The sequence below is a fragment of the Burkholderia sp. WSM2232 genome, assembly GCF_000472545.1.
GTDB lineage: Bacteria > Pseudomonadota > Gammaproteobacteria > Burkholderiales > Burkholderiaceae > Paraburkholderia.
Genome location: NZ_AWZV01000009.1, coordinates 95,626 through 116,520, shown reverse-complemented (window position 1 = coordinate 116,520; position 20,895 = coordinate 95,626). Strand labels below are relative to the sequence as shown.

General features: G+C 64.8%; 16 protein-coding genes. 1 reads left to right on the top strand and 15 read right to left on the bottom strand.

Annotated elements, in window-relative coordinates; translation table 11 throughout:
* Nucleotides 1–205 precede the first annotated feature (205 nt).
* The 4 genes from ligD to F757_RS0109445 all read right to left on the bottom strand — a co-directional run bounded on the left by ligD (nt 206) and on the right by F757_RS0109445 (nt 6,151).
* A complete protein-coding gene (gene ligD, locus F757_RS0109465) occupies nt 206–3,286 on the bottom strand; it encodes a DNA ligase D (protein WP_027211187.1) in 3,081 nt (1,026 codons plus the stop codon).
* A gap of 223 nt (nt 3,287–3,509) precedes the next feature.
* Nucleotides 3,510–4,535 carry a non-homologous end joining protein Ku gene (ku, locus tag F757_RS0109460; protein WP_027211186.1) on the bottom strand — a complete coding sequence of 342 codons (1,026 nt, stop codon included), beginning with the start codon at nt 4,533–4,535 and terminating at the stop codon, nt 3,510–3,512.
* Nucleotides 4,536–4,665: 130 nt separating this feature from the next.
* A complete protein-coding gene (locus tag F757_RS0109450) occupies nt 4,666–4,878 on the bottom strand; it encodes a hypothetical protein (protein ID WP_027211185.1) in 213 nt (70 codons plus the stop codon).
* Between the two features lie 40 nt (nt 4,879–4,918).
* Entirely contained in the window at nt 4,919–6,151 is a 1,233-nt protein-coding gene (locus tag F757_RS0109445) for a cytochrome P450 (RefSeq protein WP_027211184.1), read from the bottom strand.
* Nucleotides 6,152–6,395: 244 nt separating this feature from the next.
* On the opposite strand from F757_RS0109445, the gene serB reads away from it, so the two are divergent.
* Nucleotides 6,396–7,241, top strand: coding sequence for a phosphoserine phosphatase SerB (serB, locus tag F757_RS0109440; RefSeq protein WP_027211183.1), 846 nt, complete (start codon nt 6,396–6,398; stop codon nt 7,239–7,241).
* 56 nt (nt 7,242–7,297) lie between these two features.
* Here the strand turns inward: serB and F757_RS0109435 are convergent, their stop codons facing one another.
* From F757_RS0109435 to F757_RS0109385, 11 genes are all read right to left on the bottom strand, one after another.
* Nucleotides 7,298–8,482, bottom strand: coding sequence for a cystathionine beta-lyase (locus F757_RS0109435; RefSeq protein WP_027211182.1), 1,185 nt, complete (start codon nt 8,480–8,482; stop codon nt 7,298–7,300).
* Between the two features lie 130 nt (nt 8,483–8,612).
* The gene (locus tag F757_RS0109430) at nt 8,613–9,293 is read right to left on the bottom strand and encodes a hypothetical protein (RefSeq protein WP_027211181.1); all 681 of its coding nucleotides are present in this window, start codon (nt 9,291–9,293) and stop codon (nt 8,613–8,615) included.
* A 47-nt stretch (nt 9,294–9,340) separates the two neighbouring features.
* The gene (gene bktB / locus F757_RS0109425; RefSeq protein WP_027211180.1) at nt 9,341–10,525 is read right to left on the bottom strand and encodes a beta-ketothiolase BktB; all 1,185 of its coding nucleotides are present in this window, start codon (nt 10,523–10,525) and stop codon (nt 9,341–9,343) included.
* Between the two features lie 75 nt (nt 10,526–10,600).
* Nucleotides 10,601–11,536 (bottom strand): sugar kinase, encoded by a 936-nt coding sequence (locus tag F757_RS0109420; RefSeq protein ID WP_027211179.1) that lies wholly within the window; start codon nt 11,534–11,536, stop codon nt 10,601–10,603.
* A 3-nt stretch (nt 11,537–11,539) separates the two neighbouring features.
* Nucleotides 11,540–12,931, bottom strand: a complete 1,392-nt coding sequence (gene rimO / locus F757_RS0109415) for a 30S ribosomal protein S12 methylthiotransferase RimO (RefSeq protein ID WP_035466573.1) — start codon at nt 12,929–12,931, stop codon at nt 11,540–11,542.
* Nucleotides 12,932–13,340: 409 nt separating this feature from the next.
* Complete coding sequence (gene phaR / locus F757_RS0109410; RefSeq protein ID WP_027211177.1) at nt 13,341–13,946, bottom strand: polyhydroxyalkanoate synthesis repressor PhaR; 606 nt, start codon at nt 13,944–13,946, stop codon at nt 13,341–13,343.
* Nucleotides 13,947–14,073: 127 nt separating this feature from the next.
* Entirely contained in the window at nt 14,074–14,814 is a 741-nt protein-coding gene (locus F757_RS0109405; RefSeq protein WP_027211176.1) for a 3-ketoacyl-ACP reductase, read from the bottom strand.
* A 206-nt stretch (nt 14,815–15,020) separates the two neighbouring features.
* The gene (locus F757_RS0109400) at nt 15,021–16,202 is read right to left on the bottom strand and encodes an acetyl-CoA C-acetyltransferase (RefSeq protein ID WP_027211175.1); all 1,182 of its coding nucleotides are present in this window, start codon (nt 16,200–16,202) and stop codon (nt 15,021–15,023) included.
* Nucleotides 16,203–16,326: 124 nt separating this feature from the next.
* Nucleotides 16,327–18,162 carry a class I poly(R)-hydroxyalkanoic acid synthase gene (phaC, locus tag F757_RS0109395; RefSeq protein WP_027211174.1) on the bottom strand — a complete coding sequence of 612 codons (1,836 nt, stop codon included), beginning with the start codon at nt 18,160–18,162 and terminating at the stop codon, nt 16,327–16,329.
* Nucleotides 18,163–18,700: 538 nt separating this feature from the next.
* On the bottom strand, nt 18,701–19,561 hold the full coding sequence (gene pgeF / locus F757_RS0109390) for a peptidoglycan editing factor PgeF (RefSeq protein ID WP_027211173.1): 861 nt from the start codon (nt 19,559–19,561) through the stop codon (nt 18,701–18,703).
* Entirely contained in the window at nt 19,561–20,844 is a 1,284-nt protein-coding gene (locus tag F757_RS0109385) for an RluA family pseudouridine synthase (protein WP_027211172.1), read from the bottom strand. Before F757_RS0109385 ends, pgeF begins: the two co-directional genes overlap by 1 nt.
* Nucleotides 20,845–20,895: the final 51 nt, after the last annotated feature.

Below are 20,895 nucleotides of genomic sequence, written 5' to 3'. Positions count from 1 at the left end.
CTTCGCGCTCCTTTGTGCCTATATGTGACCTATGTGCCCTAGGTGCTCTCTGTGCCCCTTGCGCTCTCTGTGTCCTGTGCGCTCTCTGTGTCCTGTGCGCTCTCTGTGTCCTTTGCGCTCTCGGTGCCCTATGTGCCCTATGTGCCCTATGTGCCCTATGTGCCGCCCAGTACATTCCCCCGCCTTGTGGGACCTCGATGCGCCATTACGTGCCGCTCAAGCGCTTCCTCATGGCCGCGGTAATGCGCTGACGCGTCTTCGCGTACTCGGCCCAAGGGTCGCTCTTCAATTGGGCAAGGCGTTCGTGCAGATTCCTGATGTTCCATTGATCGCCGCCCGTGGTCTGCGCGACTTCGTCCCACGCGAGCGGCACCGAAACGCCGAGCCCAGGCCGCGCCCGCACCGAAAACGCTGCGACCGTGCTCGAACCGCGGTTGTTGCGCAGATAGTCGACGAAGATTTTCTGCTTGCGATTCTGTGCGCCCATCTTCGCGCTGAAGTATTTGGGCAACGTGCTTGCCATGTGCTGTGCGACGGCCTGCGAGAAGCCCTTCACTTCGTCCCAGCCCGCGTGTTTCGCAAGCGGCACGACGACGTGCAGGCCCTTGCCGCCGCTCGTCTTGCAGAACGACGTGAGGCCGAGTTCCTCGAGCAGCGTGCGTGTCAGCAGTGCCGCCTCGATCATTCGCTCCCAGCCGAGCGAGGGGTCCGGGTCCAGGTCGAACACGACGCGGTCGGGCTTTTCGATATTCGACGCCACGCCGTTCCACGTGTGAAATTCGATGGTGCCCATTTGCGCTGCGCCGACCAGCGCCTTGGCACTATCCACCGTGATGAGCGGAGGATGCCCCGGATCGAGGCCGGGATGCTGCGTGATGTTGGGGATCGACAGCTTCTGCGTGTGCTTCTGGAAAAACAGTTCGCCGCCGATATCCTCGGGCGCGCGCACAAGCGACACGGGCCGGTCGACGAGATGGGGCAACATCCATTGCGCAACTGATTCGTAGTACTGCACAAGATCGATCTTGCGCGCGCCAGTGGTCTTGTCGATGACGCGGTCCGGATGCGATATGCGAACCCCGGCGACCTCCGCAGGCGACGATGATTTTCTGGACCGCGATGCGGGGGACTGCGTGTCGGTGTCGGTGTCGGTGTCGGTGTCGGCGGTCCGCTTCGTCGAAGCGCCGGATTTCGCTTCTGCTTTCGCCGCGGATTTAGTCGCGGATTTAGCCGGGGATTTAGCCGCGGATTTAGCCGGTTTCTTCGCCGGTTCTTCCGCGGTTTCGGCTGCCGCTTTGGCTGCGGTTTTCGCTGCACTTCTGGCCGGCTTCTTCCCGTTATCACCCACACCGTCAGTCGACATCACCCGTGAGGTTTTTGCAGCGGTCTTACGCGGCTTTTCCTGCGCCTCGCTCCCGCCGCTCTTTTGCCCCGCGCCCGACGCCTGCGCGTTGCCCTCGCCGCCCGTCCCCTTGCCGCGTGCCGCACTTTTCTTCGGCGCGGTGTCGGCCTCGCTATCGGTTTGCTGTTGCACGTCGTCCCCTTTTCGTGGTGCTTCCTTGACGATCTGGCGCGCCGGCTTGTCCTTGCGCAGACTCACGAACGACGCCTGGCGCACGATGCCGTCGCTCGTCCATTCGGCGAAATTGCATTCCGCGACCAGCACCGGCTCAACCCAGTGCACCGGCGTGCGGCTGCGCTCACGCGGTTGACTCGCGAACGGCATGCGCTTCGTCTCATGCGCGTCGAGTTCCTTCTTCACAGAGCGCAGCAACGCCGCGTCGAATCCGGTGCCCACGCGCCCGGCATACTGCAGCTTGCCTTTGCTGTCATGCACGCCCAATAGCAGCGCGCCGAAAGCCGTGCGGCTGCCCGACGGTTCCGAATAGCCGCCGATCACGAACTCCTGGCGACGGCGGCACTTCAGTTTGATCCACGTGGCCGAGCGGCCGGACACATAGCCGCTGTCGCGCCGCTTGCCGATGATGCCTTCAAGCGCCATGTCGCACGCGCTTTTCAGCAGGTCGTCCGCGCTGAATTCGAAGTCGTTCGAAAAGCGCAGCACGCTGTCGTCGACCGGCTCGAGAAGCGCGCGCAGAATCGCCCGGCGCTGTTGCAGCGGCACGCCGCGCAAGTCGTAGCCGTTCAGAAACGGCACGTCGAACAGATACACGACAATGTCCTGCGGCCGGTTCGAGTCGAACGCGTTCTGCAGCGCCTGGAAACTCGGCACGCCGTGCTCGTCGAGCACCACGGCTTCGCCGTCGAGCCACGCGCTCTCGAGTCCCAGTTGCCCGAATGCCTTCACCTGCCGGCTGAATTTCGCCGTCCAGTCGTTGCCCGCGCGCGTGAACACCTGCACGCCGTGACCTTTTGCACTCGCGTCGATGCGGGCCAGCACGCGATAGCCGTCGAACTTGATTTCGTACACCCAGTCGTCGCCGGGCGGCGTGGCGTCGACGAGCGTTGCCAGTTGCGGCTTGAGCGCAGCAGGCAGGCGGGCTTTCACCGCTCCTTCTATTGCGGGCGATGCGGCGAGTTCGCGCAGCGACTCGTTGCTGCGCGTCGCCACGATGTCAGGGCGCTTCGGGTCGCCACGCACCGAAGCGCTCCGGCTTTTGCCGGTTGCGGCGCGGCTGCCGCTCTTCGCCTTGGCCGCTGTCGTGGCCCCTGTTGTGGCCGCAGGCGCGGACGCACCACCCAGCACACTGCCGGGCCGTTTTTCGAGGATGTCGTATTCGCTTTCGTCGCGCGCCTCGTCGTCGCGTTCCTTGATGAGGAGCCACTGTTCCTTGTCCGCGTTGCCGCGCATGTGGCTGCGCACGAGGGTCCAGCCCCCGTGCAGCTTCTCGCCATGCAGATGAAACTTGAGCTTGCCGGCGCGATAGGCGCGCGCCGCCTCGGCTGGTCCGCCGACCGGCTCCCAGGTGCCGCGGTCCCATACGATCACCGTGCCCGCGCCGTAATTGCCAGGCGGAATTTCGCCCTCGAAGCTGCCGTATTCGACCGGATGGTCTTCCACGTGCACCGCAAGACGCTTGACCGAGGGGTCCAGACACGGGCCTTTCGGCACCGCCCACGACAGCAGCGCGCCGTTCAGTTCAAGCCGGAAGTCGTAGTGCAGACGCCGGGCATGGTGCTCCTGGATCACGTACGACAGTCCCTCGGCCGCCTCGGGCCGCGCCGCGCCACGGCCGCCGCGTTTCCTGGCCGGGCGGGTGCCCGCGGGCTCCGGCGTTTCGTCGAAACGGCGCTTGCGGTTGTAGAGGTCGAGTCGGTCATTCATGGCGCGGGTTCCATCTGGTTCAGGTGGGCGCTGGGGTGCGGCGCGTTATCGGTGCGCCTGGCTCCTGTGGTTCCAGCGGTCGGACGGGGGCAGGCTTGCGTCCGTGCAGCGCGCCAGGTCGTGCCGGGTGCGCGGTTCGATGCGAGCGTCGATGCACTGTTCGATACACGATGCTGCGCGCCGTTGCAGACGCTGCCGGTTCCATTGCGCGTGCGCCGCTTCGTCAAGCCGCCGCCCGGCGCTTGCGTGCCGCCGTCGTCGACTTGGTCGCGGCGCGGCCACCGCTACTACTGCCGCTGCTGCTACGGGACGTGCGGGCGGAGCCCGTCGAACGCGCGGCCCGCGGCTTTTTGCGCGCTGCCGTCGAACCGCCGCCGTCTTCCGCATCGGCGTCCCCGTCGGCCGCTTCGTCCTCTGCGGCGCGCTTGCGCGAGCCCGACGCAGGCTTGTTCTTGCCCCGCCCCAGGCTGCGCTTGAGCAGATCGGACAGATCGAGAATGTCGGCGGATTGGCGCGCTTCGCGCGGTGCCTCGATGTCGGTGATTTCCTCGGTCTTGCCTTCGCGGACCTTGCGATCGACCAGCGCCATGATGTCGTCGCGGAACGTGTCGTGGTACTTCGACGGGTCCCACGTGTCGCTCATGTCGTCGATCAGCTTCTGCGCCATGTCCAGCTCGCGCGCGCTGACACCCGCGGCCTTGGCGCCTTCGGCAGGCAGCTTGAATTCGTCGAAATCGCGCACCTCCTCGGCCCAGCGCAGCGTATTCAGCGCGAGCACCGGCCCGACTGGAATCAGCGCGGCCAGATGCTGCTTGTTATGCAGAACGACGCTTGCCACGCCGACCTTGCCTGACGATTTCATCGCCTCGCGCAACAGCGCATAGACCTTTTCGCCCTTGCGATCCGGCGTCAGGAAGTACGGCGTGTCGAGGTAGAGAAACGAGATGTCGGGTGCGTCGACGAAAGCCAGAATGTCCACGGTCTGAGTGGATTCGGGATTGGCCGCGCGGATTTCCTCGTCGCTCAGGACCACATACTTGTCCTTCTCGTATTCGAAGCCGCGCACGATGTTATCGCGCGTCACATCCTTGCCGGTGCGTTTGTTGATCTGCTTGTAGCCGACCGGGTCGATCGTGCGTTTATCGAGCAGATTGAAGCCGACCTTCTCCGACCGGGTGGCCGGATACAGCTGCACCGGTACGTGGACAAGGCCGAAGCTGATCGCGCCTTTCCAGATCATGTGTGCCATCGTGCGCTCCCCTGGGCCTAAGACCCATGACGAAGCAGCAAGCGTGCCACGGCTTTGCGGCAACGCGCGGCGCGGGCCGCTTGCGAGCCGCGCGCGCCGCGCTGTAAGTCTTGCATGAGGGCGGCAAAAACTACGGAGTCCGGCGCATTGCGGGAGCCGCTTGGAGCGTCGCTTCGATCGTCGATTCAATCGCCGCTTCAATCGTCGCTTCAATCGTCGCTTCAATCCCCGCTTCAATCCCCGCTTCAATCCCCGCTTCAATCGCCGCCTCGATCGCCGCCTCGACCGTCGATTCGAGCGCATCGTCGAGCACCTCGTCGAGCGCGCATCGATGCGGCATCATCGGCACGTCAAGCGGACCTCAATGTCTGAACACCGGCACATCAAGCGCAAAGCAGCGGCACCTCGGCAAAGCCGCGAAAACGCACACGCCCGCCGCGTAGCGGTTCGCCGTCGAGCCGATACGCAGGAAAGCGCTGCACGAAGCGGCCGATGGCAATCCGCGCCTCGAGCCGCGCGAGCGAAAGCCCCGCGCATTGATGAATGCCGAAGCCGAAAGCGAGATGCCGGTTCGGCTCGCGGCGAATGTCGAAGCGATCGGGCTCCGGGAACTGGTCGGGATCGCGATTGGCCGCGCCGATGCACAGCGTGACCGGCGTGCCGCGCGCAACCGGCAAGCCGCCAATTTCGGTGTCCACAGTCGTCATGCGGTTGCCGAGTTGATTCGAACTCTCGAAACGCAGGCATTCCTCCACCGCGGATTCGATCAACCCAGGTTCCGCGAGCAATGCCGCGCGCTGCTCCGGCCATTCAGTCAGCGTGACGAGGCCGTTGCCGATCAGGTTAGTGGTGGTTTCGTGGCCTGCGTTAAGTATGAAAATGCAGTTCTGCAGCAGTTCTTCCTCCGACAATTGCTCGCCGCCGGCCTCGCCCTGAATCAGGCGCGTCAACACGTCGTGCTGCGGATCGCCCGGCTCGCGCCGGCGCCGCGCAACCAGATCGCGCAAATAGTCGACGAACTCGCTGACGGCGCGGTTGCCACGCTCGAACTGCGCGCTGGTGAGCGACGGTTCGAGCGCGCCGAGAATCGCGAGCGACCAGTCGCGCAACGGTGCGCGCTCGGCGTGCGGCACGTCGAGCAGATTGCCGATGATCTCCACCGGAATCGCCGACGCGAAGTCGCTGATCAGATCGATGCGCCTGCGTTCGGCCGCGGCGTCGAGCAAGCCGTCGACGAGCCGCACGAGACCCGGTTCCATGGCCGCGATTGCGCGCGCAGTGAGGGCGCCGGCAATCAGCTTGCGCACACGCGTATGACGCGGTGGATCGTTGAACACGAGGCTCGTGGTGTGATGCGTGTAGAGCGGCGAGTCGCCATACTTGGGCCGGAACTCGACGGTCTTGTCGGAGCTGAAGGTTTTCGGGTCGCGGTAGACAGCCTGCACGTCGCGAAAGCGCGTGAGGAAGAGCGAACCGTCCGGCATACGCTTGACCGGCTCGTGAGTACGCAGCGCGTGGTAGACCGGGTATGGGTTCGCGTAGAACCCGGGGCTCAGATGGCGCAGATCGAAGTCGCGCGCGAGAACGGCTGGATCGCCGGCGGTCGCGGTGGGCATGCGTTGTCTCCATGTTCGATTTGTCAGTATGGACCGGGCACGCGCGGATTGCACTGGCGCGAGCCGTTACAATAGCGGGATTTTCCGTGCGAGTCGTGCGTCCGCGCGTTCCTGCGTGAGTCGTGCGTGGGTCCTGCGTGGGTGCTGCGCGAGTCTCCTGCGTGAGTCTCCTGCGCGAGTCATGCGCGAGTCCTGCGCGGGTCCGCTCTAATCCCGTGTCAATTTCTGCGTCAATGCGTCGTTCATGAACCTCGTCATCCAAAGCCCCACGCCTCTTTCAGCCGCTCACCACAAAACGCTCGTCGCGCTCGCGCGCGGCTCGCAGGCCACGGCCCTCGACGCAACCGCGATCCGCATTGCCGACGCCGACCTCGCGCAGCGCCCTGACCTCGACGTCTACTGCGGCACGCATGGGCTGGACTACGCGTTTGTCGAAGCCGGCCGCAAGCTGGGCGATTTCGGCCTCGTCGCAATGGACATGGATTCCACGCTGATTACGATCGAGTGTATCGACGAAATCGCCGACTTTTGCGGCTTGAAAGCGGAAGTAGCCGCGATCACCGAGGCTGCGATGCGCGGCGAGATCAAAGACTTCAACGAAAGCCTGACCCGCCGCGTCGCACTGCTGAAGGGGCTCGACGCGAGCGCGCTCGAACGCGTGTACGAGGAGCGGCTGCAACTCTCGCCGGGCGCCGAGCGCATGCTCGCGGGCGCGAGACAAGCGGGGCTAAAGACGCTGCTGGTGTCGGGCGGCTTTAACTTCTTCACCGAGAAACTGAAGCGGCGGCTCGGCCTCGACTTTACGCGTGCGAATACGCTAGAAATTGTCGACGGCAAGCTGACCGGCAAGGTGCTCGGCGAGATAGTCAATGCGGATGTCAAGGCACGCACGCTGCGCGAGACGTGTGCGCAACTGGGTATCGAACCGTCGCGTGCAATCGCAATGGGCGACGGCTCCAACGATCTGAAGATGATGGCACAAGCGGGACTGTCGGTCGCGTTCCGCGCGAAGCCTGTCGTGCGCGAAGCAGCCAGCGTCGCGTTCAATTATGTGGGGCTCGACGGATTGCTGCCCCTCTTCGAGGCGTAATACGCAACGCAGTTGGACGCGCCAGCGCACAACTGCGTCGCCGATTCACCTGCTCTTTATGCAAGCGCCGCGAGACACTGCTCGATGTCCGCGCGCAGATCCGCTTCTTCTTCCAGACCGACGTAGAACCGCACCAGCGTGCCGCGATGCGGCCATTTGGCTTCGCTGCGCATCGACGCGATGTCATACGGCATGACGAGGCTATGGGCGCCGCCCCAGCTCCAGCCGATAGCGAAAAGCTCGAGCGATTCGCAGAACCGGTCGATTTGCGCCGCGTTGTAGCGAGCGTCGAACACCACGGAGAAAAGCCCGCCCGCACCCGTGAAGTCGCGCTTGAAAAACTCGTGGCCCGGACAGTCGGCAATGGCGGGATGCAACACCGCCGCGATTTCCGGCCGCGTCTTCAGCCATTGCGCAAGTGCGAGCGCTGAGCGGTCGTGCTGCTGGAAGCGCACCTGCATCGTCGGCAGGCTGCGCAGAATCAGCGAGCAGTCATCCGACGAAACGCCGAGACCCATGCGCATGCGCGCCGCCTTCAGCTTCAGATGCAGTTCGCGGTCCACGGTGATCGTGGCGCCCATCAGTACGTCGCCGCCACCCGACTGATATTTCGTCAGCGCCTGCACCGAAATGTCCACGCCGTGATCGAACGGCCGGAATGCGAGGCCCGCGGACCAGGTGTTGTCGATTGCCGTCACCACGTTGCGCGCGCGCGCGGCGGCGGCGATCGCGGGCACGTCGGACACTTCCATCGTGACCGAGCCTGGCGCCTCCAGCCAGATGAGCCGCGTGTTCGGCTGGATCAGGTCGGCGATCCCCGCTCCGATCATCGGATCGTAGTAACGCGCCGTCACGCCGAAATCGCGTGCGAGCCAGTCGCCGTGATCTCGGTTCGGCGAATAGACGTTGTCGGGAATCAGCACGTCGTCGCCAGCTTTGACTAGCCCGAAGTACACGTTTGAAATTGCCGACAGACCCGAGGGCTGCAATAACGCATGATTGCCGCCTTCGAGCGCGGCGAGGCGCTGCGCGAGTGCCAGAGAAGTCGGCGTGGCGTGCAGGCCGTAGCGCCACTGGGCGTCGTTTTTCCAGTCGAGTGCGCGCATGGTCGCAAGGTCCGGGAAGACCACCGTCGAAGCGCGCGTGACCGGCATCGAAAAAGACTCGAAGCCTGGCGTGAGTTCGTCCTGCGGGTGCACGATGCGCGTTTGCAAAGCCCGTTTGAGTTTGGATTGGGTCATGTCGAAGTCGCTGAAGAAAGACGATGCGAAGCGCGGACCATGCCGCGCCGTTCACGCAAGAGTAGACGAGTCGGCGCAAGTTCGCCTCGCCGCCATGCAAAGCCGCGCGCTTTGCGGGGCCGACACGCGATCACTCGCCGGTTTGCAGGTTGCTAACGCCGCCGACCGGCTGACCGCCGCCCGTTGCGCGCGCCGGTTGAGGCGCTTGAGATGATTGAGGCGCTTGGGACGATTGAGGCACTGAAGGCGGCGATGCCGGCGCGGTAGGCGCGCCCCCCGCCTTCGCCGCCTTCGCTGCCGCGGCCGGCGGCACCGGCTGTCCTGGCGCAAGTGGCTTGAGGTCGAACGGCTGCGGGTCGGAATCGTCGACATTCATGCGCTCGCCGGCGAGCGAGCCGTCCGCGGCGAATTTCCCGACCCAGTTGCCGGTGATATGCGTGCCGTCGTTCGACTCCTCGACTTCCAGCGTGTCGCCGTCACGGTCGCCGGCGATCAGGATCACTTCGCCGGTGTCGGCGAATTGATACTCGCCGTGCACGCCCGCCGCGTCGTCCTTCTTGGCGCCGAGACGCAGCACGATCTGACGCGAGCCGAGCGTGCCGCTGTAGCGCGGAAATTTCGCGAATTCGGGGCTCGGCTTAAGCGGCAACTGAATCGGCGGGGGCGCGGCAAGTTCCTTGACTGCGTCGCTTTGTGCGAGCGCGACGCCGGGGAAGAAAACTACCGCGCCTGCGCAGAGCAGTGCGGCAACGCTCGCCACCATGACGCCGTGCCGGCGCGCCACCCCTTCCACCGATTTCAGTTCCTGCATCCGTTCTTCCTCATGACTTGTCCAGCTTGCCGCGCCCTGCGCGCGCTTCAGATCCGTTCGAAGATCGCCGCAATGCCCTGCCCGCCGCCGATGCACATCGTGACGAGCGCATAGCGCCCGCCGACGCGCTGCAGCTCGTACAGTGCCTTCACGGTGATCAACGCGCCCGTCGCACCGATCGGATGGCCGAGCGAAATGCCCGAGCCGTTCGGGTTGACCTTGGCCGGATCGAAGCCGAGTTCCTTGCTGACCGCGCAAGCTTGCGCGGCAAATGCTTCGTTGGCCTCGATCACGTCGAGGTTGGCGACCGTCAGTCCGGCGCGTTCGAGCGCCTTGCGGCTAGCCGGCACCGGGCCGATCCCCATGTACGCCGGATCGACGCCTGCATGCGCGTAAGACACGAGGCGCGCGAGCGGCTTGACGCCGCGCTGTTCGGCGACGTCGCGCTCCATTAGCACGACAGCCGCCGCCGCGTCGTTGATGCCCGATGCGTTGCCGGCCGTCACCGTGCCGTTTTCCTTCGCGAACACGGGCTTGAGCTTCGAAAAATCTTCCGCCGTCGCGTTCAGACGCGCATGCTCGTCTGTGTCGAAAACGACTTCGCCCTTTTTCGACGCAATCGTGATCGGCAGGATCTGTTCCTTGAAGTAGCCGTTCGCGATGGCCTGAGCCGCGCGGCGATGCGATTCGAGCGCGAGCGCGTCCTGCGCTTCGCGCGAAATCTCGTACTTGCGCGCGACGTTTTCCGCCGTCACCCCCATATGGATCGACTGGAACGGATCGTTGAGCGCGCCGACCATCATGTCGACGAGGCGCGCGTCACCCATGCGCTGACCGAAGCGCGCGGCGGGCATCGCGTAAGGTGCGCGGCTCATGTTTTCCGCGCCGCCGCCGATGGCGATATCCGCGTCGCCAAGCAGAATGCTCTGCGCAGCAGACACGATGGCCTGCAACCCCGAGCCGCACAGGCGGTTCACCGTGAGCGCGGGCGTGTGCTGCGCGACCCCGCCGTTGATCGCGGCAACGCGTGCCAGATACATGTCCTTCGGCTCGGTATGCACGACATTGCCGAACACCACGTGACCGACTTCGTCGCCGCCTACATTGGCGCGCGCGAGCGCCTCGCGCACGACCCGCGCACCAAGCTCGGTCGGCGCGAAATCCTTCAGACTCCCGCCGAAACCGCCGATTGCCGTACGTACACCGCTTACCACCACTACGTCGCGTTGCATCGCTCGCTCCTTTTCAGTCTGTCCAGATGGTTTGCTGCTGCGCGAGCCCTATCGCTCTCGAGGGCCGCGCGACGCTCAGCCTGCCAGAATCCGTTCGACCGCCGCGCCCGAAGGGATCGGCGCAACGGCGCCATAGCCCTGCGTGGACAGCGCCGCGGCGACGTTCGCATAACGCGCCGCCTCGAACGGATCGTTGCCCGCGACAAGCCGCGCGATGAATGCGCCGCCGAAGCAGTCGCCGGCGCCGGTGGCATCCACGGCATTCACGACGTGGCCAGGCACGACGCGGCGCGTGTCCGGCGTCGCGATATATGAGCCTTCCTTGCCGAGCTTCAGGGCGACCACGCGCGGGCCGAGCGACAGCAAGAAGTCGACGATCTCGTCGCGGCCCGTCAAACCGGTGAGTTCGGTGACGTCGTCCCAGCTCGGCAGGCAAATGTCGGTTTGCCGGATCGCTTCGAGCATCACCGCGCGCGCCCGGGCGAGCGGCCACAGCTTCAGCCGCAGATTGGTGTCGAAACTCACGCGCACGCCATTGGCGCGGGCATGGGCGATGGCTTCGAGCGCCGCGTCGCAGGCGCTCAGACTGATCGCGAGGCTGATGCCGGAAAGGTGCACGACTTTGGCCGCGGCGATCGCATCGAGCGGCAAATCACGCGGCGCATAGCGGCTCGCAGCGGAGCCGGCGCGCAGATAGTCGAACGCGTGTCCACCCGGACCATGCGATACGAAATAGACGCCCGTGGACGCATGCGGATCCACGCGCACAAGCGACGTGTCCACCTGCTCGCGCTCCCACAGATCGATCAGCAGCCGGCCGAAATGATCCGCGCCGACCGCGGACACGAAGCCGGTGCTCGCGCCTTGCCGCGCCGCCGCGATGCAGAAGTTCGACGTATCGCCGCCGAAGCCTTGCAGATATTTCGGCTCGTCTTTCGCCGACTGATTGAACTCGATCATCGCCTCGCCGAGCGCGAGGATCTCCGGGTTGGCCGACGTACTCGCCGTCATCGTTCAGACCTCGCCCCACAGGTCGTGACCGTCGGCGCCGGTGATCTTGACCGAGACGAAGTCGCCGACCTTGTAGCGCTTCGAAGCCTTAACAGCCGGCGCGATATACACGACGCCGTCGATCTCCGGCGCGTCCGCGGCGGTGCGGCCGATGCCGCCGTCGGCGTTGGTCTCGTCGACGAGCACCTTGAGCGTCTTGCCGACTTTCTTCGCGATCCGTTTGGCCGACACTTGCTCCGCCACTTCCATGAAGCGCGCGCGACGCTCCTCGCGCACTTCGTCGGGCAACGCGCCGTCGAGCTCGTTGGCACTCGCGCCTTCAACCGGCGAATACGCGAAGCAGCCGACGCGATCCAGCTCGGCTTCGCGAATGAAGTCGAGCAGCGTTTCGAACTGCTCTTCCGTCTCGCCGGGGAAGCCCGCGATAAACGTGCTGCGAATCGTCAGATCCGGGCACATCTCGCGCCACGCCTTCACGCGCTCCATTACTTTCTCGGCGTTGGCCGGGCGCTTCATGCGCTTTAGCACCTCGGGATGCGCGTGCTGGAAGGGCACGTCCAGATACGGCAGCACGTGGCCTTTGAAGGGTCCGGCGGCCATCATCGGAATGACTTCGTCGACGCTCGGATACGGATACACGTAATGCAGACGCACCCACGCGCCGTATTGCGCGGCCAGCTCGCCCAGTGCGCCGACCAGATCGGTCATGCGCGTTTTCAGCGGCTTGCCGTTCCAGAAGCCGGTGCGGTACTTGACGTCCACGCCGTAGGCGCTCGTGTCCTGCGAAATGACGAGCAACTCCTTCACGCCGGACTTGAACAGATTTTCGGCTTCGAGCATCACTTCAGCGACTGGCCGCGAGACCAGATCGCCGCGCATGGACGGGATGATGCAGAACGTGCAGCGGTGGTTGCAGCCTTCCGAAATTTTCAGATACGCGTAATGACGCGGCGTGAGCTTTACGCCTGCGGCCGGCACCAGATCGACGAACGGATCGTGCGGCTTTGGCAGATGCGTGTGCACGTGCTGCATGACTTCGCCGAGCGCATGCGGACCGGTCACGGCAAGCACCTTCGGGTGCACTTCCTCGATCAGACCCGAGCCGCTCGCGCTCTTTTTTGCGCCGAGGCAGCCGGTCACGATCACCTTGCCGTTTTCGTTCAGTGCCTCTCCGATCGCGTCGAGACTTTCCTGCACCGCTTCGTCGATAAAGCCGCAGGTATTGACGACCACCAGATCTGCACCGTCATAGGTGCCTGAGATCTCGTAGCCTTCGGCGCGCAACTGCGTGATGATCTGCTCGGAGTCGACCAGGGCTTTCGGGCAGCCAAGGCTGACGAACCCGACCTTCGGGCTGGAAGGCGTGGGCGAGATGGACGGCGTGGTCTGCGACATAGGTGAATCCGGCGTATAGCGGTGACGTGGCGACAAGGAAGCGACGGGGACGGCGCGGCAACGGGTGAGAATGGCGTGGCAACTGCATGGCAACAGCGCGGCAACGAAAACGAAAACCGGCGACCGAACTGTCAACCGGACCGTCGACGAACCGGCTCGCAACATTGCGGCCGCCCGCACTGATGATCCCGCGTGCCGCGCACGCAACCCGCTATTGTACCGCGCGCCGCCGACCCTGCTGTGCCGGCGCTCCACACCTGCCGCAAGTCGGCACGGCTATCGGCTATCGCAGCGACGGCGGATTCGCAGCGCAGCTCGCGCCCCGACTCGCGTCGCCTCCCGTGCCGCGGGACCGGCTGCGGATTCAGGCCCGCAATGCAGGCCACGAAGTCAGACCCGCAAACCCTGCCTACTTCTTCTCCGGCTCGGGATTCGGCTGCGGATTCGCGGGCGCCGCCGCGGCATTCGCGCCGCCCGGCGCGAACGGGAAAGTCGCAAACATCGACTTCGCCTGGTTCTGCATCTGCTCCTGCATCTGCACGAACATGTTTTTCGACTGCTCGATGTAGCTCGTCATCATGCCCTGCATCATCGGCGCCTGCATGTTCATGAACTGTGACCAGACCTCCGGGTTCATCGCCTTGCCTTCGTACAGGTTCTTCGACTGGTCGGCGAGCTTCGCCTGAATGTCGATGAACGCCTGGATGTTCTTCTCCAGATACGTGCCCATCATGCCCTGCATTGCATGGCCGTAAAAACGGATGATCTGCGAGAGCATCGACGACGAGAACATCGGCAAGCCGCCGCTCTCCTCCTCGAGAATGATCTGAAGCAGGATCGCACGCGTCAGGTCCTCGTTGCTCTTCGCATCGATAACCTTGAAATCCTCCTGGTCCAGCACGAGCTGTTTGACATCCGTCAGCGTGATGTACGTGCTTGTCTCGGTATCGTAGAGCCGCCGATTCGGGTATTTCTTGATCAGTCGTTCGGCTGCTTTCTTTGTAGTAGTAGTCATGTAACGCCTTTGAGCGCAAGTAGAGCGCGGACGGCGTGCCGGCTGCGCAATCGGGCACTTGCGCAACCGGAACGCCGCCGGAACATCCGAGCGGGGCGCGCCGCCTCGTGAGCGGCGCGCCACTAGCTCAGCCCATATGCAAACCGCCGTTCAGCGAGAAATCCGCACCCGTGGCAAAACCCGATTCGTCCGACGCGAGCCACGCCACGATCGAGCCGATTTCATCCGGCTGGCCGAGACGGCGCACCGGAATTGTCGCGACGATTTTTTCCAGCACGTCTGGACGGATCGACTTGACCATGTCCGTGCCGATGTAGCCCGGCGACACAGTGTTGACCGTCACGCCCTTGGTGGCCACTTCCTGCGCGAGCGACATCGTGAAGCCGTGAATGCCGGCCTTCGCGGTGGAGTAGTTGGTCTGGCCAAACTGCCCTTTCTGCCCGTTCACCGACGAAATGTTGATGATGCGGCCAAAACCGCGCTCGACCATGCCGTCGATCACCTGCTTCGTCACGTTGAAAAGGCTGGTCAGATTGGTGTCGATCACCGCGGTCCAGTCTTCGTGCGTCATCTTGCGAAACACCACGTCGCGCGTGATGCCTGCGTTGTTCACCAGCACGTCGATCTCGCCGACTTCCGCCTTGACCTTGTCGAACGCGGCCTTGGTCGATTCCCAGTCGCCGACGTTGCCTTCGGATGCGACGAAGTCGAAGCCGAGCGCCTTCTGCTCGTCGAGCCACTTCACGCGGCGCGGCGAGTTCGGGCCGCAACCCGCGATGACCTTGTAGCCTTCCTTGTGCAGGCGCTGGCAAATGCTGGTGCCGATGCCGCCCATGCCGCCCGTTACATACGCAATTCGCTGTGTCATAACCTAGACTCCGTTGTCGTTCTTGAGGCGCCGGCCGGCTGCTCCAACCGGCTACCTCTACCTCGCCTCACCCTGTCCGCCATGCCGCCGGGCGACCGGCCGGCGAGGCCGCCGCTGTCAGCGGCGAACCGCACGCCCTCGACACTGCGCCTGCACGGCGCCACCTTGCGGGGTGCCCGCAAGCACTGCCTGGGCGCGCATCGTCGTCAAACGCGCTCGACCGCCAGCGCCACGCCCATGCCGCCGCCGATGCACAGCGAAGCCAGACCCTTCTTCGCATCGCGCTTCTGCATTTCGTGCAGCAGCGTGACCAGAATCCGGCAGCCGGATGCGCCGATCGGATGGCCGATGGCAATCGCGCCGCCGTTCACGTTGATCTTCGACGTGTCCCAGCCCATCTGCTTGTGCACAGCGAGCGCCTGGGCGGCGAACGCTTCGTTGATCTCCATCAGGTCGAGGTCGTTCACGCTCCAGCCCGCGCGCTCGAGGCAGCGTTTGGAAGCCGGCACAGGGCCCATGCCCATGACCTTCGGATCGACGCCCGCGTTCGCGTAGGCCTTGATGCGGGCAAGCGGCGTGAGACCGAGCGCTTCCGCCTTCTTCGCGGACATGACGAGCACTGCCGCCGCACCGTCGTTCAGGCCCGACGCATTGGCCGCCGTGACCGTGCCTTCCTTCGAGAAAGCCGGCTTGAGACCCGCCAGCGACTCGGCGGTGACACCGTGGCGCACGAACTCGTCGGTAGCGAAACGCAGCGGCTCGCCCTTGCGTTGCGGAATCTCGATCGGCACGATTTCGTCGTCGAAACGGCCCGACTTCTGCGCGGCTTCGGCCTTGTTCTGCGACAGCGCCGCGAACGCGTCCTGCTGTTCGCGCGTGATGTCGAATTCCTTCGCGACGTTTTCCGCCGTCACGCCCATGTGATACTGGTTGTACACGTCCCACAGGCCGTCGACGATCATCGTGTCCACGAGCTTTGCATCACCCATGCGGAAGCCGTCGCGCGAGCCCGGCAGCACGTGCGGTGCGGCGCTCATGTTTTCCTGGCCGCCGGCGATCACGATGTCCGCGTCGCCCGCAATGATCGCGTTGGCTGCGAGCATCACCGCTTTGAGGCCCGAGCCGCAAACCTTGTTGATCGTCATGCCGGGCACCGCCGCGGGCAGCCCCGCCTTGATCAGCGACTGGCGCGCGGGGTTCTGGCCCGAGCCCGCCGTCAGCACCTGGCCAAGGATCACTTCGCTCACCTGCTCGGGCTTCAGGCCCGCACGCTCCAATACCGCGCGAATCACCGTGGCGCCGAGTTCAGGTGCGGCGATCTTCGCCAGCGAACCGCCGAATTTGCCCACTGCCGTACGGGCTGCCGATACGATCACAACATCAGTCATTTCCATATCCTCCGGGCTTGCCGGTCAATGCGACCGCGGCCCGTCAAGTTAAAAATCTCGTTGCTCGCGAAATGGTGAAAGAGCCAGCTTGCCTGTTTCGTTGCGTCCTGTCCGCGCGAACATGCTACTCGCGCTGGCGCACGTAACGCCCCGGCGCCGGCTCGATGACCGGGAAGTCCTCCGAACCCGCCGCAGCGCGCGGCTTGATCTTTTTGCCGCCGTACTGGTCGAGCCATGCGGTCCACTCGGGCCACCAGCTTCCAGGCACCTCCTTCGCGTCGCCGAGCCATTCGTCCGGGTTGTCGGGCAAGGTCGTGGCGTCGCCTTCCAATGTCCAGTAACTGCGTTTCTTTTTCGCGGGCGGATTGATCACGCCGGCGATATGACCGGACGCGCCAAGCACGAACTTCAACGGCCCGGTGAGCAGCGGCGCCGACGCATAGGCCGACTGCCACGGCACGATGTGGTCTTCGCGCGAACCGTAGATGAAGGTGGGCACGTCGATCTTCGACAGGTCGACGGGCTCGCCGCAAGTGGTCACCGCGCCCGGCTCGCGCAGACGGTTCTCGAGGTACGTGTTGCGCAGATACCAGACGTACATGGGACCCGGCAGACTGGTGGAGTCGCTGTTCCAATACAGCAGGTCGAACGGCACCGGCGTGCGTCCCTTCAGGTAATTGTCGACGACGTAATTCCACACCAGGTCGTTCGGACGCAGGAACGAAAACGTGTTCGCGAACTCGATGCCGCGCATGAGTCCCGGCGGCGCGCCGTTCTTGCCGCCAATGGTCTGCTCGCGCATCTGCACGTGCGCCTCGTCGACGAAAATGTCGAGCACGCCGGTGTCCGCGAAATCGAGCATTGCGGTGAGCAGGGTCATGGACGCGGCCGGGTGTTCGCCGCGCGCCGCCGCCACCGCGAGCGCCGTGGCGAGCAGCGTGCCGCCAACGCAGAAACCGAGCGTATTGATCTGCTCGCGGCCGCTGATGCTGCTGACCGTTTGCATCGCCGTGAGCACGCCTTCGCTCACGTAGTCGTCCCAGGTTTTATGCGCGATGGACGCGTCCGCGTTGCGCCACGAAATCAGGAATACCTGGTGCCCCGAATCGAGTGCATGGGCGACGAGCGAATTCTCCGGCTGCAGATCGAGAATGTAGTACTTGTTGATGCAAGGCGGCACGATGAGGAGCGGCCGCTCGCGCACGCTCGCCGTGCGCGGCTTGTACTGGATCAGCTGCATCAGGTCGTTTTCGAACACGACCGAGCCTTCGGTGGTCGCGAGGTTTTCGCCGACCACGAAGCGCGATTCGTCCGTCTGCGAAATCTTGCCGCGCTGCATGTCGGCGAGCAGGTTCATCACGCCCTGGCGCAAGCTCTCGCCGTGGCTTTCGAGCAAGGTCTTCTGCGCTTCCGGATTCAACGCGAGGAAGTTGCTCGGCGATGCAGCAGCCGTCCATTGCTGAACCGCGAAACGGATGCGCTCGCGCACCTTCGGCTCGGCTTCGAGCGCATCGACCATTTCCTGCAGATAGCGCGCATTCAGCAGATACCAGGCGGCGGTGAACGCAAAGGCCGGCGTGGCGCTCCATGCGTCGGAGCTGAAGCGGCGGTCCTTGAGTTCGGGTGCCTTGGGCGCCGCGCTGCCACTCGCCTGCTGCAGCAGCACCATCGCTTCACGCGTGTAATCGGCTTGCAGTTTCTGTAGACGCTCAGGCGGAATTGCCGCGGCCGGCAGATTGAAACCGGCGAGAGACGGCATGCCGGGCATTGCGCCTGCCGCGAGTTTGCTGAAGTCAGGCATGCCAGGAAACGATGGCATGGACGGCATGGAAGGCAGAGTCCACGCCGTGGCGCCCGGCATGGAAGGAACCTGCGGCATGGCAAACGGCACGGCGTGAGCGCCAGCCGCTGTACCGAGCGAACGCCATGCGTTTAACCATGCGTCGAAAAATTGCTGCATGCCCGCGGCCGGTGTCGTACCGCTGGTGTCGGCCTGCTGCGTTTGCTCCTTCGAGGAGTCAGTGCTGGGGGAAGCTGAGGAATGAGAAGCTGCCATACCTGCTTTTGACCGGTAAGTCCTTGCGGACGGTTGAGAGGCAGGTTCTTGCGCACGTGGGCGATCGCTCGCGACCTCGTCACGCCCTGTCCCATGTACGAGGAGCTGTGGGGAACATTCTTGCTCCCCATCGCAAGGCATGTCAATGCTCGTTCCCGATTTTGCCGCAGTGCGATAGTTTTTTAATTATCGTTTTCCCTGTAAGACGCACAGGTGTTTTCGGACATATGTCAAATGAATGGCGGATGCTGAAAAAACCGCGGTATCGCCACGCTTAATTCAGATAATCGTTCAATGCCGCACATCGGTGACTGGCGGGGCCGGCGGCTCGCCGACCCTTCCGGCAGTGCAGCAAAAAACGCGCGGCCGGGGTACGACCAACTTGCTGGTCTGCGATGTTCGCGGCGCCCCTTCGTACGCAGCCGGGCCGTGCTCCTGTTCGTCAGTCGCCGAGTGTCTGGGCTTTGTCATCCAGCCAGATCAGCGCGGCCATGCGCCCCGTCTCGCGGTCGCGGCGGTACGAATAAAAACGCTCCCGCTCGCTGACCGTGCACAGATCGCCGCCGACGACGCGCGCGACGCCGAGCCGCTGCAAGCGCAGGCGCGCCAACGCGGGAAGGTCCGCCAGATATTTTCCGGCGTTGCGCGGATGCGCGGCGAACGCGGCTGCGGTCGCATCGCGTTCATTCGCATGGGCGGCGTTCATGAAGGCGTCGCGCACGTCCGGCCCGACTTCGAACGACTCGGGGCCGATGCACGGCCCGAGATACGCATGCAGCGCACTCGCCTCCACGCCGGCCAATGCGGCGACACGACTGGCCGTCTGCTCGACGATACCTGCGGCAAGCCCGCGCCATCCGGCGTGCGCGGCGCCCACCGCGCGCCCCGCCTCGTCGCACAGAAGCACCGGCATGCAGTCCGCCACCATCACCACGCAGGCTATGCCCGCGCGGTCGGTGACGCTTGCATCCGCTTGCGGCGGCGTACCGTTTGCCTGCGCTGCGCGCAGCGCGTCTTCGGCGCGAAGAATCTGCGCGCCGTGCACCTGCGCAAGCCAGGCCGCCTCGCTCACTCCGGCAAGCGCGAGAAGCCGTGCCCGATTGGCCGCGACCGCGGCCAGATCGTCACCGGACTTCATGCCCAGATTCAGGCCGCCGGGCTGGTCCGCGCCATCCTGCCAGCGGCCGAACGGCGGCCCGCTCACGCCGCCGCTGCGCGTCGTGACGAGCGCGCGCACGCGCGGCGCAACGTTCCATGCGGGTTGCACGACGTCGGCAAAACTCAGTTCGGGCAGGCTTGTCATCATGCGCGGTCATCCTCGTCTTGCATGCGGTGGGAGTGGGAGTCGGCTTCGTCTTCGCTCTCGTCGTAGTCGTCTTCCATCGGCCCGTCGCCAGACGCTGCTTCGTAGCCGTCTTCCTCATAGTACGCGTCGTCGAACTCGCCTGCATCGTCGCGACCGAGGCCGAGCGCCGCCGACAGCGCCGCCATGTCTTCGGGCACGTCCGCGCGCCATTGCATGCTGCGGCCGGTCTTCGGATGAATCAGGCCGAGGCGCCACGCGTGCAGCGCCTGGCGCGCGAACTCGCCCGGCAGCGGCGTGACCGAGCGCTTGCCGCGCGCGCGCCCATACACGGGATCGCCAAGCAGCGGATGGCCGATATGTGCGCAGTGCACGCGAATCTGATGGGTGCGGCCGGTTTCGAGATCGCAGTGAATGGCGGTCACCGGCTGCCGTTGCCAGATCGCCGTGTCCACGCGGCGGAAATGCGTGCGCGCCGGTTTGCCCGAGGCGCCCGTGACCACTGCCATGCGCGTGCGTTCACGCGGATCGCGCCCGATCGGCGCGTCGATCGTGCCTTCTTCGGGCATATTGCCCCACACGAGCGCAAGGTAGCGGCGCTTCACCGTGCGCGCCTGCAACTGCCGCACGAGGTCGGTCTGCGCCTCCAGCGTGCGCGCGACCACCATCAGACCCGAGGTTTCCTTGTCGAGCCGATGCACGATGCCCGCGCGCGGCAGACCCGCCGCCGCGTCGCCGTAGCGGTACAGCAGGCCGTTGAGCACCGTGCCGCTCCAGTTGCCGGCCGCCGGATGCACGACCATGCCGGCCGGCTTGTTGATGACGACGAGCGTGTCGTCCTCGAACACGATCTCGAGCGGCACCGGCTCGGGCGTGAACGCGAGCTGCTCGGGCAGCAGATCCGGCACGAGTTCGATGCTCGCGCCAAGCGGCACCGGCTGGCGAATCTTTGCGGGCTTGCCGTCGATGCGCACACGCTCCGCCTCGATCCAGCTTTGCAGACGGTTGCGCGAGAATTCGGGAAACACGCGGGCAAGCACCTTGTCGAGACGCTCGCCCGCCAGTTCGTCGGGCACGACGACCGTGCGCGGCGTTTCGTCCGTGACGCGGTTCGCGACGCTCGGCACGGTGCTCGCCAGCGCGGCCTTGCCGAGCGCCTCGGCGCCCAGGTCGTCGTCGAGCGAATCGGGGCCCAACGCGTCGGCGGGGTCGGCGCTTACGTTATAATCTTCGTTGCTATTCCGGGCACCGGTTGCAGCGCCTGGAGTATTTGAGCGGGTCATTGAGTCTGGGTCACCTGGACGTAAAGCTAGACTGGAAAATGCGAGCCTTGA

Coding starts and splice junctions, on each gene's coding strand:
- phaR (WP_027211177.1), bottom strand. CDS start 13,946: ATGACTACTACTACAAAGAAAGCAGCCGAACGACTGATCAAGAAATAC.
- F757_RS0109420 (WP_027211179.1), bottom strand. CDS start 11,536: ATGACGGCGAGTACGTCGGCCAACCCGGAGATCCTCGCGCTCGGCGAG.
- serB (WP_027211183.1), top strand. CDS start 6,396: ATGAACCTCGTCATCCAAAGCCCCACGCCTCTTTCAGCCGCTCACCAC.
- F757_RS0109405 (WP_027211176.1), bottom strand. CDS start 14,814: ATGACACAGCGAATTGCGTATGTAACGGGCGGCATGGGCGGCATCGGC.
- F757_RS0109385 (WP_027211172.1), bottom strand. CDS start 20,844: ATGACCCGCTCAAATACTCCAGGCGCTGCAACCGGTGCCCGGAATAGC.
- F757_RS0109445 (WP_027211184.1), bottom strand. CDS start 6,151: ATGCCCACCGCGACCGCCGGCGATCCAGCCGTTCTCGCGCGCGACTTC.
- phaC (WP_027211174.1), bottom strand. CDS start 18,162: ATGCAGCAATTTTTCGACGCATGGTTAAACGCATGGCGTTCGCTCGGT.
- F757_RS0109450 (WP_027211185.1), bottom strand. CDS start 4,878: ATGATGCCGCATCGATGCGCGCTCGACGAGGTGCTCGACGATGCGCTC.
- pgeF (WP_027211173.1), bottom strand. CDS start 19,561: ATGACAAGCCTGCCCGAACTGAGTTTTGCCGACGTCGTGCAACCCGCA.
- ku (WP_027211186.1), bottom strand. CDS start 4,535: ATGGCACACATGATCTGGAAAGGCGCGATCAGCTTCGGCCTTGTCCAC.
- rimO (WP_035466573.1), bottom strand. CDS start 12,931: ATGTCGCAGACCACGCCGTCCATCTCGCCCACGCCTTCCAGCCCGAAG.
- F757_RS0109435 (WP_027211182.1), bottom strand. CDS start 8,482: ATGACCCAATCCAAACTCAAACGGGCTTTGCAAACGCGCATCGTGCAC.
- F757_RS0109400 (WP_027211175.1), bottom strand. CDS start 16,202: ATGACTGATGTTGTGATCGTATCGGCAGCCCGTACGGCAGTGGGCAAA.
- bktB (WP_027211180.1), bottom strand. CDS start 10,525: ATGCAACGCGACGTAGTGGTGGTAAGCGGTGTACGTACGGCAATCGGC.
- F757_RS0109430 (WP_027211181.1), bottom strand. CDS start 9,293: ATGCAGGAACTGAAATCGGTGGAAGGGGTGGCGCGCCGGCACGGCGTC.
- ligD (WP_027211187.1), bottom strand. CDS start 3,286: ATGAATGACCGACTCGACCTCTACAACCGCAAGCGCCGTTTCGACGAA.